This is a genomic window from Vibrio tubiashii (assembly GCF_028551255.1).
Taxonomy (GTDB): domain Bacteria; phylum Pseudomonadota; class Gammaproteobacteria; order Enterobacterales; family Vibrionaceae; genus Vibrio; species Vibrio tubiashii_B.
The window spans coordinates 779,877-797,824 of sequence record NZ_CP117029.1; the positions used below are offsets into that span (position 1 = coordinate 779,877).

Annotated in this window: 14 protein-coding genes; 6 read left to right on the plus strand and 8 right to left on the minus strand. The window is 45.5% G+C overall.

Features of this window, described 5'->3' with window-relative positions:
- The first annotated feature begins 4 nt into the window (after window positions 1-4).
- A complete protein-coding gene (locus LYZ37_RS03550; protein ID WP_272786497.1) occupies window positions 5-865 on the plus strand; it encodes an MBL fold metallo-hydrolase in 861 nt (286 codons plus the stop codon).
- Between the two features lie 40 nt (window positions 866-905).
- Here LYZ37_RS03550 and LYZ37_RS03555 read toward each other — a convergent pair whose 3' ends face one another.
- Window positions 906-2,255 (minus strand): MBL fold metallo-hydrolase RNA specificity domain-containing protein, encoded by a 1,350-nt coding sequence (locus tag LYZ37_RS03555; RefSeq protein ID WP_272786499.1) that lies wholly within the window; start codon window positions 2,253-2,255, stop codon window positions 906-908.
- A 136-nt stretch (window positions 2,256-2,391) separates the two neighbouring features.
- Window positions 2,392-3,162 (minus strand): 1-acylglycerol-3-phosphate O-acyltransferase, encoded by a 771-nt coding sequence (locus LYZ37_RS03560; protein ID WP_239826372.1) that lies wholly within the window; start codon window positions 3,160-3,162, stop codon window positions 2,392-2,394.
- 168 nt (window positions 3,163-3,330) lie between these two features.
- Here LYZ37_RS03560 and LYZ37_RS03565 point away from each other — a divergent pair, with 168 nt between their 5' ends.
- The gene (locus tag LYZ37_RS03565) at window positions 3,331-5,022 is read left to right on the plus strand and encodes a class I SAM-dependent methyltransferase (protein WP_272786500.1); all 1,692 of its coding nucleotides are present in this window, start codon (window positions 3,331-3,333) and stop codon (window positions 5,020-5,022) included.
- On the opposite strand, the gene LYZ37_RS03570 is transcribed toward LYZ37_RS03565, so the two are convergent.
- Both LYZ37_RS03570 and LYZ37_RS03575 read right to left on the minus strand, forming a co-directional pair.
- Window positions 5,002-5,988, minus strand: a complete 987-nt coding sequence (locus LYZ37_RS03570; RefSeq protein WP_272786502.1) for a nuclease-related domain-containing protein — start codon at window positions 5,986-5,988, stop codon at window positions 5,002-5,004. The two genes, LYZ37_RS03565 and LYZ37_RS03570, sit on opposite strands and share 21 nt — an antisense overlap.
- Before the next feature lie 116 nt (window positions 5,989-6,104).
- Window positions 6,105-7,760, minus strand: coding sequence for a mechanosensitive ion channel family protein (locus LYZ37_RS03575; protein ID WP_272786503.1), 1,656 nt, complete (start codon window positions 7,758-7,760; stop codon window positions 6,105-6,107).
- Window positions 7,761-8,209: 449 nt separating this feature from the next.
- Here LYZ37_RS03575 and LYZ37_RS03580 point away from each other — a divergent pair, with 449 nt between their 5' ends.
- The 3 genes from LYZ37_RS03580 (at window position 8,210) to LYZ37_RS03590 (ending at window position 11,713) form a co-directional block, all read left to right on the plus strand.
- The gene (locus LYZ37_RS03580) at window positions 8,210-10,564 is read left to right on the plus strand and encodes a S8 family serine peptidase (RefSeq protein WP_272786504.1); all 2,355 of its coding nucleotides are present in this window, start codon (window positions 8,210-8,212) and stop codon (window positions 10,562-10,564) included.
- 9 nt (window positions 10,565-10,573) lie between these two features.
- Window positions 10,574-10,912, plus strand: a complete 339-nt coding sequence (locus LYZ37_RS03585) for an ATPase (RefSeq protein ID WP_272786505.1) — start codon at window positions 10,574-10,576, stop codon at window positions 10,910-10,912.
- 84 nt (window positions 10,913-10,996) lie between these two features.
- Window positions 10,997-11,713, plus strand: a complete 717-nt coding sequence (locus tag LYZ37_RS03590; RefSeq protein WP_272786507.1) for a DUF429 domain-containing protein — start codon at window positions 10,997-10,999, stop codon at window positions 11,711-11,713.
- A 70-nt stretch (window positions 11,714-11,783) separates the two neighbouring features.
- On the opposite strand, the gene LYZ37_RS03595 is transcribed toward LYZ37_RS03590, so the two are convergent.
- Window positions 11,784-12,743: an L-threonylcarbamoyladenylate synthase gene (locus LYZ37_RS03595; RefSeq protein ID WP_004744406.1), complete on the minus strand. Its 960-nt coding sequence runs from the start codon at window positions 12,741-12,743 to the stop codon at window positions 11,784-11,786.
- A gap of 198 nt (window positions 12,744-12,941) precedes the next feature.
- Between LYZ37_RS03595 and lhgO the strand changes: the two genes are divergently transcribed.
- Window positions 12,942-14,174, plus strand: coding sequence for an L-2-hydroxyglutarate oxidase (gene lhgO / locus LYZ37_RS03600; protein WP_272786509.1), 1,233 nt, complete (start codon window positions 12,942-12,944; stop codon window positions 14,172-14,174).
- Here the strand turns inward: lhgO and LYZ37_RS03605 are convergent.
- The 3 genes from LYZ37_RS03605 to LYZ37_RS03615 all read right to left on the minus strand — a co-directional run bounded on the left by LYZ37_RS03605 (window position 14,158) and on the right by LYZ37_RS03615 (window position 17,557).
- On the minus strand, window positions 14,158-15,309 hold the full coding sequence (locus LYZ37_RS03605) for an amidohydrolase (protein ID WP_272786511.1): 1,152 nt from the start codon (window positions 15,307-15,309) through the stop codon (window positions 14,158-14,160). The two genes, lhgO and LYZ37_RS03605, sit on opposite strands and share 17 nt — an antisense overlap.
- A 97-nt stretch (window positions 15,310-15,406) precedes the next feature.
- Window positions 15,407-15,832, minus strand: a complete 426-nt coding sequence (locus LYZ37_RS03610; RefSeq protein ID WP_272786513.1) for a VOC family protein — start codon at window positions 15,830-15,832, stop codon at window positions 15,407-15,409.
- Window positions 15,833-15,952: 120 nt separating this feature from the next.
- Window positions 15,953-17,557: a BCCT family transporter gene (locus LYZ37_RS03615; RefSeq protein ID WP_272786515.1), complete on the minus strand. Its 1,605-nt coding sequence runs from the start codon at window positions 17,555-17,557 to the stop codon at window positions 15,953-15,955.
- Between the last annotated feature and the right edge of the window lie 391 nt (window positions 17,558-17,948).

Sequence of the window (17,948 nt, forward strand, 5' to 3'; positions counted from 1 at the left end):
CAGCATGAAAGCCTTAACAACACTCGCTTTACTACTTACCACTTCTTCAGCTGCGATGGCGGCAACCGATTTGAACTTTGAGGTTTACAACGCCGATGAGCACAGCTTCAACGTCACTTCGACACTGGTTGTTGGAGAAACAGAATCGTTACTTATTGATACTGGCTTCACCCGCGCGGACGCACTCCGTATTGCAGCTAAAGTATTGGATGCAGGTAAGCCACTAAAAACCATCTTCATCAGTCAGGCCGATCCAGATTATTACTTTGGCGCCTCTGAACTGCTCACCATCTTCCCTGATGCGCATGTAGTCACCACGGCCGCGGTAAGGGAGGCGATTGCGAAAAAACTTGAGAAAAAAGTCAGCTTCTGGGGGCCGAAAATGGGCTTAAATGCGCCTAAAGATCCCGTTCTTCCAGAGGTGGTGAAAGGTAACGAGTTAACGATTGATGGTGAAAAGATCGAAATACGTGGTACAGAGGGAGTGCTAGCGCATCGACCATATTTGTGGGTGCCAAGTGAAAAAGCCGTCTTGGGTAACGTTGGCATTGTTCAAGGTATGCATGTGTGGATGGCCGATACTCAAACCGACCGAGAAGTTAAAACATGGTTGGCGCAGTTGGAAGAGATGCAGGCACTAACCCCAGAATTTGTTGTGCCTGGACATATGCAAAAATCGGGTCGATTAGATGCCAGCACCATTGCTTATACTCATACATGGATAGAGCGTTTTGTTGAAGCGAAAAAACAGAGTAAAAACAGTGCTCAACTGATCAAGATGATGACTAACCACTACCCAAAACTCGGTTCAGATTTTAGTCTAGAACTTGGTGCTCAGGTCCACATGAAAGAGGCGAGCTGGTAACAGCCGTTTAGCCGATATCAATGGCTATATAGCGAACAGCTCAACGCTGTTCGCTTTGGTTAGTCGAGTCGCTTCTCACTTCGAACCCAAGCGCTTTAAGTTCAGATGCAAACTGCGTTTGTGTGTCGGGTTCACCATGAATCAAGTGAATTTGCTTTGGTTTTTCAGCAATGCCCTGGATAAAGCGCAGCAGATCGTGTTTATCTGCATGGGCAGAGTAGCCTGACATGGTATGAATCTGCGCTTTGACTTCGACCTCTTCACCGTCAATTTCCACATCCATCGCGCCAGCTTGAATTTCCCGGCCCAAAGTCCCTTGCGCTTGATAACCTGCTAGAAGAACATCGGTTGTTTCCAAAGGCAGTAGCGCTTTCAGATAGTCCATGATACGACCACCTTGGCACATTCCAGAGGCAGCAACGACTATCGCAGGCTCTTGGGTTGATTGGAGACGATTAACCAAGCGCTGATGAGTGCGATGATCTTCGACCGTAATACATTGCTCAAATGCGAGTGGGTGGCGATGCCTCTCTAGCCGCTGTTTCGCTTCCTTGCCCCATAACTGTTTGAAATGGCGATAGGAACGAGTGACACGCTGGGCCATGGGAGAATCGAGAATGATAGAGATAGAAACATCAATTTGATGGTGGTGGATGAGCTGCTCAATATCGAACAACAATTCTTGAGTACGTCCAACACTAAACGCAGGAATCAAGATCGCTCCTCCATCTTCAAGAGAGCGATCTATGATGGCTTTTAACCGTTCACCGCGTGTTGCAATGTCTTCATGCTGCTTGTCGCCATAGGTTGTTTCAATCAGTAGGTAATCAGCACGCTGTGGAGGTTTAGGATCAGGCAGGAGTGGGGTGTTACTTGGACCGAGATCGCCAGAAAAGACCACCACTTCTTGATTCGCCAAGCGCACTTCCACATAGGCGGAACCGAGTATATGCCCCGCAGGTTGAAAACGTATCGTCATCGAACCAAGGGAGTTAATCTCGTCTAGACAATGCCAACAATTGTAGTCCAATGGCTTAATTAGGCGACGTATCTTGTTTAACACGCGCTCGGTTTGTTTGCGGTCTAAACCGAGTTGCAGCTTTAGGCTATCTTCGAGCATTAACGGGATCAGTTCGGCTGTTGCGGTAGTGCAGTAAATAGGTTGGTTATAGCCAGTTGCGAGTAACCACGGCAGTCGACCTATGTGGTCAATATGGGCGTGGGTAATGACAATCGCGGTCAAGTGAGAGGTTTCAAATTCAATATCCAATGGCCGAGCATCAGCGCCTTGAAACAGTCCGCAGTCGATAAGAATGGCTTGAGCCTCTGATCTTAGCTCATGGCAAGAGCCAGTAATCGTTTGTTTGCCGCCATGGTGAATGATCTTCATGTTAAATCCTCGCAACCGTTTCAAGCTGACTGTGCCGACAAAGCTATTTTATGACAACTAGCCCAGCCAAATTTGCGAGGATTGAACACTTTTGGCAGTAAGTTATAGAGTACTCAGTGGTTTATCTGCGACTGAGTTACTCTTTGATCGTATTATCCTGCGTACTTACGCCACAGTTTTGTTGCGCTTCGATCGCTGCCACTTCTTTATCCAGCTCTGCGATTTTAGCTTCCATTAACTGGTGACAATGCTCAGCAAGAGCGCGGGCATCACTCAGGTTGTATTGAGTGGTATCAATTGGCTCAAGCATTTCAGTGATCACCACACCATTGTTACGACGGTTAAGGTCAATCTTGTTGTGCGTGGTGCTTACTACCATAGGTGTGATGGGCACACCGGCTTCAATTGCCATACGAAAGGCACCGGTTTTAAACGGTAGCAATCCTCTCCCTTTACTGCGGGTACCTTCCGGGTAGGCCCAAACGGACAGATCGCGTTGGTGGATGGCTTCCGCAACTTGCTTAATCGTATCGCGAGCTTTGGACTTATCTTGGCGGTTAATCAAAATATTGCCTGTGATCCAATACAGTTGACCAAAAAACGGTACCCAAATCAGTTCTTTCTTACCTAATGAAACGGTACGTGGTCTTAGCATTCCCGGTGAGGTAACGAAGTCATACACGCTTTGGTGGTTAGAAATATAAACACTGTTTTTCGGCGTAGGCGCTCGTTCTAACCCGCGCTGAATCAGTTTTAAACCTACCAGTTTGTGCAGTTGGTTAAACCAACGACAAAAGAAATACACATGCCGCGGATTTCTGGGGCTAAACAGGCAATAAACCATAGCGAAGAGGGTCATAAATACGATAAAAATAGCAGCCAATACAAGGCGAAGAATACTTAACAAAACGCGCTCCTTCCGTTACTCAACCCACGTATGAGTGGTCAATCTGGTTGATACAGTTAGAGTTTTAATTCTATTTAACCAAATTGCAACAAGTTTTGCTGGCACTTGGGTGGTAATCAATTATAAAGCCAATTACTATGCAGTAAGTTCCACTTCGGTAGCAAAACTATGTCTTCAAGTTCTTCTTTTTACGAGCAAAATGCAGAACAACTGTGCGCTCAATATAACGCTCTCCAAGCGGAATCAGTGAATAGCGCTTGGTGTCTCTATTGGCCTATTTCGGGGGATAAAGTCCTTGATGTCGGTGCGGGTTGTGGGCGTGATGCGAAGTGGATGGCAGAGTCTGGTTGTGAAGTGTATGCCATCGAACCTTGTCAGGCTTTACGCAATTTAGGCAGTGAACACACAGGGGAATCTATTGTTTGGCTTGATGATTCGTTACCCGCTTTGTCTCGCACAACCAACTTAAGTATTCGGTTTGATGTGATTCTGGTCAGTGCTGTTTGGATGCATCTTGCTCCGACATACAGAAAGCGCGCATTCAGAAAGCTCGCCAACCTTCTCGCACCCAATGGAAAGTTGATCATTACTCTCCGTCACGGTGAATTTGATGATGGTCGGGTGAGCTATGACGTCTCGGTTGAGGAGTTGGAACAACTCTCTAAAGACAGTGCTCTATTGGTGCACGACGTTACTGACCAATCGGATCAACTCAATCGCTGTGATGTTTCATGGCAAACCGTTGTCATGACATTACCTGATGATGGATCTGGTGACTTAAATAGAGTCCGCCATATCATCGTTAATGACACCAAAGCAGCTACGTACAAATTGGCGTTACTACGTACTTTGTTACGTATCGCTGACGCACACTCTGGGGCGGTTATAGATCGAAGTGACGGCAAGGTAGCTATCCCATTGGGGTTGGTTGCTCTTTACTGGAACCGTCAGTTTAAGCGCTTGATAGACATTGAAGATATTCAGCAAAGTGCCAATTCTTCGGCTGGACTTGGTTTTGTAAAGCCTGAAGGTTGGGGGAAGCTAACTCACTTAGCTGCTGAAGATCTCGCGGTTGGTTCATTCTTTACGGGTGAAGAGGCAAAAGCTTTAGACAAGGCTATTCGCGATACTTTAGCTACATTGAAGAGTGGTCCGGTCAAATACACTTACCAAAGTGATATTTCGAACCCCTATTTTCATATGAACCGTAAAACGTCCAAGAAAACTAACTCGTATATTATCGATTTGGATTTCCTAGAAAGTTACGGTGAGTTTGTTTTGGACGAGAGTCTGTGGGACTGTTTCCGTTTGTACCATTCTTGGATAGAGCCACTAGTTGTAAATCAATGGATCTTAGAAATGCAGCGCTTTGAAAAGAATAAGCAGCGCAATATTTCTTTGCAAACTTACCATGACTGCCTTGTCTGGATAGATCAGAAGCATAATACGCGCGATGTTCGAACTAGGGTTGAGGTATTACGTAAAGACAGTTTAGTGATGAAAAGTGTTTGGAGTGGTAAGTCCCTCAAAAATGACTACCACATTGATCACTGCTTACCTTTTGCTCATTGGCCGAATAACGATAAGTGGAACTTACTGCCAACCACGGCAAAAGAGAATCTTGATAAAAAAGATCGTCTTCCTACTCACTACCGTCTTTGCTCATCTCGTCAAAGGATTCTAGAGTGGTGGCAATTAGCTTGGGGTGAGAACGAGCAATTACAACAATGCTTTTTCTCGGAAGCCACGCTTGCCTTACCGAATGTCCCAAACCAATGTCGCGACTTTGAACAAGTCTTTGAAGCTCTTGGTCTTCAAGTAAGAGGGGTTAAGAGTCGATTATTGGTTGGTGAGTGGTGATGCCTTTGGCGATGTGTATTGAGTCTTATGACCACATTCGCAGGTTCGTGTATAGACACTTTTGTTTTTCGAGACACCTACTGCTTTTCCCCCACACGAGAGGCACACTTGCTTCATTGATGTATTTGTTTGGCAGTTCTCACATTGGACATAGTAACCAAATCGTCCCGACTTTTCTGTTGTATGGTAACTGCCGCAAGCTCGGCACTTAAACCATGAGTTTTGTTTGTTAGAAGAGGTTGTTTGCGGTTGAAGATCTGACTTGGTTTCAAGGTTTTGGTTTAAAGACTCTTCTGGGCAACTAGGTGATGTGTGGTTTTGCGCTGTTCCTAATGGCTTATGTTGACCAAGCAAGAAATTGCGTACTTTCATCATTTCTTCGGGTGAAAAACTAGGGTTAGTATTAAACATAGTGCTGCTTGAAGAAATCAGAGAACTAACTTTGTTTGCTATTTGTTCCGCTTTTACTATCTGATTAGAAATGGATTTAGGCATTGAATCCCTTTCAATCAAAGTCTCATTTGAAGAGGCACAAACGAGATCCCAACATCTTCCGCCAAAATACGCTTGTATTCCTATCAAAGCGAGCTTGTTGAGCATGATGTCTGCATTCTCATTAAGTAACTGCTTTAAAAGCTTTTTCTGTAGATGTGCTTGAGCAATAGGAGATGCCATACCTTGCCAGTGGCCGTTAAATGTTCTTTGCCACTCTAGTTGCTTGTTTACTCTTACCTTGCCTTTGATCGACTTTGATTCAATTAGAATAAAGCCTTTTTTATACAGGATTAGGTGATCAATTTGGGCAAACTGCTCATTGTGCTCAACTCTTAAATCATTGAAGACAAAAATGTCTTCTCTATCTGCAAACTCTCTGGATAGGTAGAAAGAAACATCTTTTTCTACCTTTTCTCCGCTTTTCTGTCTCTTGTTGTTCGCGGATTTTCCATCTCGGTTTTTAACTATCATAACAACTGGCCTTTTTCTTTTTATGCTACCAGATGTGTATTTTGCTTAGAAAGTGTTCTTATGACTCGCTCTTAAGGAAAGAGATGTGAATCACTAACTTATTTAAGTCTGATATTTTAGTTCTCTAGAGTGATCCTATTGCTATCCAACTGCGTTTTAGAATGAGAGTCTCTTGCTTTCTCCATCTGCAAAATTGTAGCTTGAATTGGGATGGCGAACTCAGCGTTGTTTTGTTTGATGATGCGTTCGATGCTAAACAGCAGTTCTTGTTGCAGCTCCAAGAAGCGTTCTCGGTTGGTGGTATCTAGGTGAGCAAGAATCTCTAAATTGATGCGATAGTTATCGAATGTCGAGAAATGGACGCGTACGGGGGACTCTAGCGTGTCTGGATGAGCGACAAGCATCGCCTCAATTTCGTGCGTGATCTTTGTAACTACGGTGGCTGGGGTACCAAATCGCAGCGCGATGTCAGTTTTAAATGGGTATCGATCACGGCGACTGTAGTTAACGATCTCCATTTTAACTAATGCGCCATTGGCGATGGTGATTTGCGTACGGTCTTTGGCGCGGATTCGGGTTGAACGCACACCAATACGCTCAACAACACCCGAGACTTTGCCCATCTGGCAGAAATCACCGACCGAGAGTGACTTGTCTAAGAATAGAATCACACCACCAATCAGGTTTTCCATCGTTGGTCGAATGGCAAGTGCAATCGCCATCCCGCCTAAACTTAGTCCAGTAACGATGCCATACACAGGTACGCCGATTCGGTGTAATCCATAGCCGAAAATGCTGACAGCTAATGCTGAACCAACCAGTGTGCCGATAATTTGAGTAATGCTTTGGCGCAGATTTGAGGCGTTGCGAGTTTTTGCCATGGCACTGCACGTTTTATAGCCAAGCAAATAGGCGGCCTGTGCGACCAATAACCAAACAATGAGCTCGCCAGATATCGACATAACAGACATTAACTTACCCGTCAGATTGAGCTGGTGGTTGCTCAAATATACAAGCGAGCCAATACCTGCCGCCATAAGTAGCGGGCGCAATAGCGCTAGTTTGTTGGCGCGATAAACGAGCAAGGCATAAAGTACCAATCCAGCAGATAACACCGCTAAACCTATCCATTGCCATACCGCTTGATCGGCAACTTCTAGCATGAAGAACGGCGGTAAGCTTTCAACCCAAGTAAACCAATTTGGAGGCACGAGCTTACCAGCAGACAGTGAGAAGTAGCGGTAGAAATCTTTTACTGTGCCATCACGATTGGGTAGGTGCTTGACTAATTGATAGTTGGAATGCAGTGCTTCGACAGTTTGAGCAGAAAAAAGGAATTGTCCGTTTGGCTGCTTTTCAATCGACAGTTGAGTATTGGGGATCGTCCATCGCTCAATGCTATTTGTATCGGGAATAGAGTTAAGATCAAATGCTGGAATTCGGTCGAGGATCTCTTTCATCAGCATGACGGATTCTAGAGAGATACGTGGGTACTCAGATTTAGGTTGCTGCGAAAAGTCAAAGCATTGCACTGCTTTGTTGAACAGCGCATAGACAGACTGCCGAGCGCCTTCTTGCTGATCGCTCGGTAAGTTTGGTAACTGTGCGAGTTGGTTGTTTGCCGCGTCGACTAGCTGATGAAAACTATCAAATGTGGCTTTGGGGCTACTGGTGTCTGGTGGGGCGAGGGGGAACCGATCTTGTGCGTAACCCCCTGTAGTGATCACCAATAGCAAGGTTGAAATAAATACATTAATAGCTGTTTTAAACATGTTTGATAAACCTAGTCTTTCCCTGACATTTATAAGCTAATTCATATCCTTTTGATTGCATACCTATGCTTTTTGCTCTCAGCCTTTTTTCACTGGATTGTGTGCTGTTCATCAAGTCAGGCTTGATTGGTACTTTCGTTTAGTTATGTGGCGTGCAACTGGCCCCTAGATTTTGAGTTCTTGGATTAAGGTTAGCTGGTTGTTTAAGAGGTGTCTAAGCATAATAAGTGTTATTAAGTAATTGCTTTTTAAGGAAATAATTTTTCTAATGAGTGTTCACTTTTTAGATGTAAAGGGTGAGCCTTAGCGTAAAAATAGAGCATTAACTTTATAAAATGTTGGCGGTTTTATAATCATTCTTTATAGCTAGATAGCTTGTGAATCATCACTAGAAATGATGATTCATGAGTGGAAAATGAATAAAAATAGCTCAATGAGGAATAGAGCAGATGCATAACATAACAAGTAAAACCAAAGGGTTATTTACCCTTTCAACTATCGCAGTGGCTATGGCTGGAATCTCAGTGGCGAACGCTTCGCCTTCAATGGGATTCAATGAGGCTGATCTACCAACTAAGTACATCGTTAAATTTAAACAAGACGCACCTATGCCGTTTACTCGTGCTGGTGAGCCAGTTATGGCTGCTAGTGAAGTTCGCGAATCGGTGCTTCAGCAAGTTAAAGCTCGTAAGGTCGAAAAGCTAGGCTCTGAGCCAATCTACAGTGTAGAAATGGATGACAACGAGCTGTCTTCTTTGCGTACTAACGCGCAAGTGGAATACGTCGAGGTCGATCCCCCACGTTACCTGCTAAGTGAAACGACGCCGTGGGGCTACAATGCTGTGAATGCTCAGCTTTTGAATGATTCAAATGCTGGTAATCGCACGGTATGTATTATCGATTCTGGCTATGACATCAGCCACAATGACCTAAGTGGTAACCGTGTTAACGGTACCAACGATAGCGGCACAGGCTCATGGAGTTCTCCGGGCAACAACAATGCCCACGGTACGCACGTGGCTGGTACGATTGCGGCGATTGCCAATACCGAAGGTGTTAAAGGGGTAATGCCGAACCAGAATGTGAACTTACACATTGTTAAAGTGTTCAACGAATCTGGTTGGGGTTACTCATCGAGCTTAGTTAAAGCAATTCAAACTTGTGCGGATAATGGCGCCAACGTGGTTAACATGAGCTTGGGTGGTAGCCGTTCAAGCATTACTGAACAAAACGCGATGCAAGACCTTTACGACAAAGGTGTTCTGCTTATCGCAGCGGCAGGTAACTCAGGTAACACGGCACACAGCTACCCAGCATCTTATGATGCGGTAATGTCAGTTGCAGCGGTTGATACAAACAACGACCACGCTGCGTTCTCTCAAGCAACCGACCAAGTAGATATTGCAGCGCCAGGTGTGGCGGTACTTTCAACTGTGACAGTAGGTGAAGGTGTTCTGTCTGATATTACCATCAACGGTGCAAGCAGCTTTGATCGCGGCGTTGTGCCACATAACCGTAAAATCAAAACTTCCGGCAGTTACGAATCAGCACCAGTGGCAGGTTCGTTTACCGCTCCTATCGCTGCATGTGATATCTCTTCAGGTAGCTACAACTGTGGTGATATGACGGACAAGATCTGTCTGACTGAACGTATCGAAAACCAAAGAACGGGTGTTCGACCTGAAATCAACCCAGTGAAAGCATGTTCTGATGCGGGCGCTAAAGCGGCAATCGTATACAGTAATCAAGATCTACCTGGTCTTCAAAACCCATTTGTTCTGGATGACAACGATAGCTACCGCATGGTTTCAGTTACCGTTGATCGAGCATTTGGTTTAGAGCTAGCAGGTAAAGTTGGTGATACCGTGACGGTTTCTACGGAAACGGGTAAAGACTACGAGTACTACAATGGTACTTCTATGGCGACGCCACACGTAGCAGGTGTTGCAGGGCTAGTGTGGAGTTACCACCCAACCTGTACAGCCGCGCAAGTACGTAAAGCACTAAACGCAAGTGCGACAGATATTGATGTAGCAGGACGCGATGATCGCACGGGTCATGGTCTGGTTAATGCAGATGCTGCAAAAACTTACCTAGATGTGGGCTGTAATGGTCCTGTAGATACAAGCACTGTACTAGAAAACGGAGTGGCGAAAGGCCCTCTATCTGGCGCAAGCAAATCAGGCACGGTTTACACCTTTGAAGTCCCTGCAAGTGCAACAAAAGCGACATTCAAGCTAACTGGCGGTAGCGGTGATGCGGATATGTATGTTCGTTTTGACGGTACACCGACAACAAGAACATACGATTGCCGTTCATGGGAAAGCGGTAACAACGAATCTTGTTCTCTTGATGTCACTCAAGCTGGCACATACCAAGTGTTAGTCGATGGCTACTCGGCGTACTCAGGTGCTTCGCTTGTTGCTACGCATAACGGTTCTGACAATGGTGGTCAAGTGCCATCAAACTACAGCAACCAAAATGCAATGGCGATTCCAGACAACAGCGCGCTAGGTGCAACGAGTGAGATCGATGTACTGCGTTCTGGTGATTCTGGTACAGTGACAGTTGCAGTTGATATTAGCCATAGCTATGTGGGTGACCTTAAAGTCACGCTGACTTCACCAACCGGTGGTCAAGTAGTGCTGCATGAAAATACTGGCGGGTCAGCAAATGACATTCGTACTAGCTTCCAAGCAAACTTTACTGGCTTTGAGTCAAAAGGTAACTGGAAACTAAAAGCGGTAGATAGCGCACGCCAAGATACAGGTACGATCAACAGCTGGTCACTGTCATTTCAATAAGGAGTGAATATGAAGAAGCAAGTGTTTTATGGCGTTGGTATAGTTGCCTTGCTGATGAGTGCGGTTGCTACATTGAGCCATGCTGATAACCCAGCGTTTCCACCTGTTGATGAAAGGCAGGCAGAAGCAGAGGCTCAATCAACCCGATTCTTTGTGAAGTATCATAAAGGCACTGAACAGCAGACTCGCGAGCTTCTTCAATCTTACCAGCTAGACGTTGTCGAAACGTTAGACAGCCAACAAGTGCTGGTAGTATCGGGTAGTCAGCAGCAAGTCGATAAACTGACATCCAGTCAATACATCGACTATGTTGAGCCAGAACCGATTCGAAGCTTATACTCACAATAATAAAACGCCCCATCGAGAGATGGGGCGTTTTTTATTTTGTCTTAACCACTTAAACTACGTTCATTAAGGCGCAGGAAAGAAATTATGAGAGCGATAGGAATAGACGGTTGTAAAGCCGGCTGGGTAATTTGGCAGGTTTCAGATGTTGTTCCCACCTGCCAAATTGTGCCTGAGATAGCAGATGCGGTACCGTTGATCCAACAAGGCGCAGCTTTGATTGATATTCCTATTGGTTATAGTGATGCTGCTAGTCCCGATCGAGCATGTGACAAAGCGGCGCGTCGATTTTTAAGCCCCAAACGTGGTTCGTCGGTTTTCCCGGTTCCTTGCCGAGAGGCGGTTTACGCAAACACGTACCAACAGGCGTGTGATATCAACGTTACTCAGCTTGGTAAGAAGCTATCTAAGCAAAGCTGGTTTATTTTGCCAAAGGTCAAGCAAATTGATCAGCTGCTTAACCAATTTCCTAATCTATATCTTCGTGAGTCACACCCAGAAGTAGTTTTTGCAGCGCTAAATAATAGACAGCCATTAGACTATGGGAAGAAGAGTCGGGAAGGTTATCAAGAACGACTGGCGATCATCCAAGCCATCACTCCATTAGAGTGGGTAAGGGCTTTAGAGCATCAGATAGAATCGACGTTAGCGAAACATGCCAGCCCAGATGATTTAGTGGATGCTTTTGTTTTGATGTTGGCTGCAAAGCATCCTCAGCACTTAAGCTGCTTACCCGAAGTTCCAGATAAAGACTCAACAGGGCGAGTGAGGGAAATTGTTTACTGGCAGCCACAAAGCCAATAACAGGTGAGCGCAATCAAAAACGCCAGAAGATGGGGCTTCTGGCGTTTTGTTTTAATTTATTGGCCTGAGCTTAAAGCTTAGACTGTGCTCGACTTAATCGGTCATGAACAGCCAACCACTCGTCTGAGATAGGTGGATGTTCAACCCAGATTTCTTCGCAGCCCCATTTATCTGCCTCGTCTAAAGCGCGATAAAGGTCATGAGAATAGTCAGCCACATCTGATGGCATTTGCTTCGACTTAAAGCTTTGGTTTTCAATCGCAGAAATATGCAGGCAGGCAATGTTACTCCCTTCAGCGTTTTCAATCTCAGCGAGGTCAACCAAACGTACTCTGGTATTAGGTTGGTAGTGGCTAGTCACATTCCCAGGAACGGCAACAGTGTGTGCCTTCGGTGACAGTACTTCTTCGCCCAGCGTTTCTGATAGCTGCGCTGCTGTCACCGGACCGCTGCGCAAAATACGGAAAGGCTTTTGGGTTAGGTCAATGATGGTTGACTCTAAACCATGAGCACAGTTACCGCCGTCGAGTACAGCCGCAATTCTGCCCCCTAAAGAGTTGAGTACGTGCTCTGCTGAAGTTGGGCTGAGCTTTTTATATGGATTTGCTGAAGGCGCTGCAACAGCCATACCTGAAGATTTCAGCAAAGTAGCAAACACTTCATGAGCGGGCATGCGAATGCCTATGGTGTCTAAACCGCCGGTTACCACTGGTGTCGCTTGGTCTGCTTTATTGAGCAGTACAGTTACAGGCCCAGGCCAGTATGCTTTGGCAATAGTGTACGCTTCTTGAGGAATGTCTTTTGCCCACTCAGACAGTTGCTCGACCTCTCCAATATGAACGATCAGTGGATGATTCGCTGGTCTACCTTTGGCGGCAAAGATCTTTTTCACCGCTTCTGGGTTTGATGCATCTGCAGCAAGGCCATAAACGGTTTCAGTCGGAATCGCAACAAGCTCGCCAGACGCGAGAATGTCTTTAGCTTGTTCGATATCTTTGCTGTCACTTGCCAAAAGGTGTTGCGTGTTCAATGTCTCTTCCTCAAACAACCAATAGGGTTAGAAAATCTAAGCGGGCTATTTTAACCATGTTTCACAAAGTTTCGACGTTTAATTGAGTATGAATTGTATCTATCGATAAGTTTTTTCTATATCAGTCGATCTTTCAATCGCTTAACGTCACGATTAATATTGGTGGCTAGGATTAGTTTGGCGGCAAGGAGCAATAGAGTGGATCAGAGTTACGATTACATTGTGATAGGTGGTGGGATAGTCGGTGTCTCGACGGCTTGGCAATTGCAAAATCGTTATCCGGACAAATCCATTCTCTTGCTAGAAAAAGAGCAGCAACTCTCATCTCACCAAACCGGGCATAACAGTGGTGTGATTCACGCTGGTGTCTACTATGCGCCGGGAAGTTTGAAAGCGGAGTTTTGTAAGGCCGGAGTTGCCGCTACAATGGACTTCTGTAATAAGCATGATATTAAGGTCGAGAATTGTGGCAAATTGCTGGTTGCAACAAGCCCAATTGAAGTCGAGCGTATGCAAGCGCTGTATACCCGTTGTCAGCAAAATGGCATAGAGGTTGAGCTGATTGATCAGCAAGAGCTTAAAAGGCGCGAACCTAACATTGTTGGGTTGGGGGCTATTGCCGTTTCAGCCACCAGTATTGTGGATTATCGCCAAGTCACCGAGGCGATGGCACAAGAGTTCCGCCAAGCGGGTGGACAGGTGCGCCTTGGAACACCTGTGGTGAACTTACAAGAGTACTCAGATAGGGTAGAGGTCTCGGTTGTCAGTGACGGCCGGGCGCAATTACTTCGAGGTCAGTTTTTGGTCGTCTGTTCAGGGTTAATGGCCGACCGCATGACCAAGATGATGGGGCTACAAAGGGATTTTCAGATCATTCCTTATCGCGGTGAATATTACCGCCTTGCGCCTAAGTACAACCAGATCGTCAACCATCTAATTTACCCAATTCCTGATCCCGATTTACCTTTTCTTGGGGTTCATCTTACTCGTATGATCGATGGCAGTGTCACGGTTGGACCGAATGCGGTGCAAGGATGGAAAAGGGAAGGTTACTCACGCATTAACTTTAGTTTTCGTGACGTGTGCGAAATGCTCTCGTTCAGTGGTTTCTGGAAACTGACGGCCAAGCATCTAAAAACGGGGTTAATTGAGACGAAAAACTCTTGGTGGAAAGCAGGCTATTTGAAATTGGTGAATAAATACTGCCCAAAAATTCAAGTTGAAGATCTTGAACCCTATCCTGCGGGGATTAGAGCTCAAGCTGTGTTAAAAGATGGCACACTAGTACACGATTTTCTGTTTGCAGAAAGCCCACGTAGCTTGCATGTGTGCAATGCCCCTTCACCCGCAGCGACCTCTTCTATCCCAATAGGTAGCTATATTTGCGACAAGATTGCTAGCAAGCAAGCTAAGACTATTCAAGACCATTAATTTGCTTAATAAGGTCGAGAAACAAAGCGTGCCCAATAGGGATTAGCTCGTCATCAAAGTCATAGTCAGGGTTATGTAGCTGAGGAGTGTCGACACCGGCTCCTAAAGCAAACATTGCCCCTTGTTTTGCTACTGCGGTGAATTGGCCAAAATCTTCAGACCAGCGCATAGGCTCATGCAGCAAGATGTATTCCGTGGACGTGTTGCGGCAAGCCTGAACGACGCGATCACAGCCTTCATTTGAGTTAACACTTGCCTGAAAAACATCATCAAAACTGAATTCTATTTCCAATCCGGCCTTATGAGCACAATCGCGCGCGAATGTTTGTGTCACCTCTACTAAGTTATCCATTGCTTGATTGGTCTCGCTACGAAGTGTCGCCATGACAACGGCATCTCCCGGTGCAGTACCAAAAGCTACTTCGCCAAGTTTGGCATGGATGACGGTAACCCATAGTTTATCTTCGACGCCTTGTTCGGCTAGCTCTTCTGGAAGCTGGTTGAGTTTTTCGATGATCTGGCACATTGCGCTAGCGGGGCTAATACCATCTTCAGGATGTGCCGCATGTGATGTTTTGCCACTGAGCTTAATGATGATGCCGCGAGAAGCACAATTAAAAGTCCCTGCTCTTACTGCTACCGAGCCAAGTTTTAGGCCTGGGTAGTTATGTAGCGCAAAGGCGTAGTCTGGTTTTAGGGAAGCGAATTTCTCATCGTTGACCATATCAATCGCGCCAGCCCCTGTTTCTTCCGCTGGTTGAAAGCACAGTATCACTCTTCCAGATTGCGGTTTGCGAGTCGCGAGTGTCGCGCCCAAAGCAGAGATAATCGCCATATGACCATCGTGGCCACATTTATGTGACACGCCATCAAGGATAGAGCGATGGTCAAAGGTGTTTTGTTCTTGTATTGGTAGGGCGTCTAATTCGCAGCGTATTAAAGTTGAAGGCCCTATTTCTTGACCGTGGAAGACAAATGCGACGCCATGACCACCAAGCTGAGTGTGGACTTCATCCGGCGAGAAACTTTCAAACACGCGAGTTATACGCAGAGCCGTTTGTTGCTCTTGATGTGAAAGTTCAGGGTGCTGATGAATGTTTTTTCTAAGCTGAGTAAGTTGGGGGAGATCTAACATGCGCTATCCATACACTTTTTAACCAGTGAAATACTATACGCTGAGGCTAAAAACAGTATGTTGATGAGGTTCTAACTATCTAAATCCGAGTGGCTTTCTAATTGGTGGTCATTTTAAAGGGTTTAAGTTCCACAACATTGCCCTCAGGATCCTCTACGTAAACAGAGCGACCGTACCCTTGTGCGCCGTATCGTTCGGCAAAGCCTGATGTAGTTATATTGTGTTGCTTTAGATAGTCGAGCAATTCCTCTTCCTCAAATGCGGATATTTGCAGACAGAAATGGTCAACGTTTCTACCGTTTTGTTGTGGTGCTATGCCTCCCATTCGACCTAGCTCACTATCGACTGTCACGATGTCAATTAATGCGTTACCCGCTCTGAGTTGGGTAAGCCCAATATCGAGCTTTTCTCGTTTAATCACGCAGCCAAGGATGTCTTGATAAAAGTGCACCATGTTATCGAGCTGGCTCGTTCGCAGTACAATATGATCGATTGCGATGATATTGATAGGCCGTTTACTCATTGATTGCTGCCTCCTCTAAAGCCATAAATTTAGTATACGCAGTTGTGGAAGAGGTGATCGATTGAGAAAAATAAAAAAGGGCGCTAGAAATAGCGCCCATTGAGTTTGTCTCGCTTAGAGTTAGGCCGTTACTTGTCGAGTCGAGGACTGATAAGCCGGTAGCTCTGAGCGCAAGCCTTTGATCAGGCTGACACACATTACAAGTAGGACAAGAGTGAAAGGAAGACCTGTTGCAACAACCCCAGATTGAAGCGCTTGCAATGCCTCTTTACCACCAATCCAAAGCATAACCGCTGCAATCGAACCTTCAATACATGCCCAGAAGATACGTTGTGGGACAGGTGCATCAATTTTGCCACCAGCGGTGATACTGTCGATAACGAGTGAACCAGAGTCTGATGAGGTAATAAAGAACACCAAAATTAGGATAATTGAAAGCACAGAAATGACTGAGCTGTATGGCAGAGCATCATAAATCTGGAACAAGGTCAGCGAAATATCGGTTAAGCCATTAGCACCAAGCTCACCGACTTGGTTGACTACCTGATCAAGAGCAATACCGCCAAATACCGACATCCAAATAAGCGTCACTGTGGTTGGAATAATGATCACTGCAAACAGGAATTCACGTACAGTTCGACCTTTTGATACACGCGCGATAAACATACCAACAAATGGTGACCAAGAAACCCACCAAGCCCAATAGAACACTGTCCAGCCGTGCATCCAGCCAGTATCCTCGCGGCCGTGAGGGTTACTTAGCGGGATAAGGTTTTGCGCATAGGCAATGGTCGTGTCCCAAAGTGACAGCATTGCAGTGTCAAAACTGATGAACAATACAAACGCAAGTAATGCAAAAGCAATCACCATGTTGATGTTGCTTAAAAGCTTAACGCCTCCATCGATACCGCGAATAACAGAGAGCACCGCAATGCAGGTCACGAAAGTGATCACAATCATCTGCATGCCGATACCACCATCAAGACCAAATACATGGTTGATGCCGCTGGTGGCTTGCTGTGCGCCTAACCCTAAAGAAGTGGCTAATCCAAACAAAGTAGCGAGGACGGCGAGAATATCGATTACATGACCTAGCCAGCCCCAAGCTTTATCGCCAAACAGTGGGTAGAAAGCAGATCGAAGTGAAAGAGGTAGTCCTTTATTGAAGGCAAAGAAGGCCAAAGATAGCGCCACAATAGCGTAGATTGCCCAACCGTGAATACCCCAGTGGAACATAGTGGCACCCATAGCAAGCGCTTTCGCTTCTTCACTATATGCTTCTGCGTTAAGCGGTGTACCGTACCAATCAGTAAAGTATGCCGTTGGCTCGGCAACGCTCCAGAAAAGTAACCCTATTCCCATACCGGCGGCAAACAGCATGGATAACCATGAAATGGTCGAGTGCTCGGCTTTGGCATCGATCCCTCCAATACGGATCTTGCCTAGAGGGGAGAGTAGGAGCACTGCGGCGAACAAAATGAAGAAGTTTGCTGACCACATAAAGAAGGAGTCAAAATCTACAATAATGCTGTTTTTAAGACCGTTCAGAGCGTCTCGAGCAGTAGTTGGGTCAACAATTAAAAGAGTCAGTAGACAAAGGATCACAAGGCCAGCACTAATCCCAAATACCGGATTGTGGATATCGAATCCCCACTTTTGTACGTTGTCTTGTCCAACTTGATAATCAGTGGTTTCGATACTGTATTTTTTTAATGCATTTTCCATAAATACAAGGTTTACGTTTTTATAATGTGTTTCACTTTTTCAAGAAAAACACTAAAAGCGCCCTCCATTTGTTTTGAGTTCAAAGTAATTTTTGCGGCGCAACTATAACCTTTAGTGTATTTAACTGCAAATTTGCTGCGGAAATGAATAGTAAGCTCTCTTGTCTTGGTTAGTTTTCTAATGTTTTGATGTGTAATGTTTTTGGCAGTTGCATTATTTAAACCCGAGGAAAAGGAAAGATTTCAAACAGTTATTGTGGGCGGGAGAAAGTGTAGTGATTTCTCTTGCTCGCTAATCTGAATCTAGAGAGGTACTAATGGTTGCGGCATGTGGCACTAAACTTTTATGTGAGTTTATTTGCATAAAATTACTTTACTTTAGATTTGCCAAC

Bases quoted from the DNA above. Each gene is read 5' to 3' on its own strand.
- LYZ37_RS03550 (WP_272786497.1), top strand. From the start codon at position 5: ATGAAAGCCTTAACAACACTCGCTTTACTACTTACCACTTCTTCAGCT.
- LYZ37_RS03555 (WP_272786499.1), bottom strand. From the start codon at position 2,255: ATGAAGATCATTCACCATGGCGGCAAACAAACGATTACTGGCTCTTGC.
- LYZ37_RS03565 (WP_272786500.1), top strand. From the start codon at position 3,331: ATGTCTTCAAGTTCTTCTTTTTACGAGCAAAATGCAGAACAACTGTGC.
- LYZ37_RS03570 (WP_272786502.1), bottom strand. From the start codon at position 5,988: ATGATAGTTAAAAACCGAGATGGAAAATCCGCGAACAACAAGAGACAG.
- LYZ37_RS03575 (WP_272786503.1), bottom strand. From the start codon at position 7,760: ATGTTTAAAACAGCTATTAATGTATTTATTTCAACCTTGCTATTGGTG.
- LYZ37_RS03580 (WP_272786504.1), top strand. From the start codon at position 8,210: ATGCATAACATAACAAGTAAAACCAAAGGGTTATTTACCCTTTCAACT.
- LYZ37_RS03585 (WP_272786505.1), top strand. From the start codon at position 10,574: ATGAAGAAGCAAGTGTTTTATGGCGTTGGTATAGTTGCCTTGCTGATG.
- LYZ37_RS03590 (WP_272786507.1), top strand. From the start codon at position 10,997: ATGAGAGCGATAGGAATAGACGGTTGTAAAGCCGGCTGGGTAATTTGG.
- LYZ37_RS03605 (WP_272786511.1), bottom strand. From the start codon at position 15,309: ATGTTAGATCTCCCCCAACTTACTCAGCTTAGAAAAAACATTCATCAG.
- LYZ37_RS03610 (WP_272786513.1), bottom strand. From the start codon at position 15,832: ATGAGTAAACGGCCTATCAATATCATCGCAATCGATCATATTGTACTG.
- LYZ37_RS03615 (WP_272786515.1), bottom strand. From the start codon at position 17,557: ATGGAAAATGCATTAAAAAAATACAGTATCGAAACCACTGATTATCAA.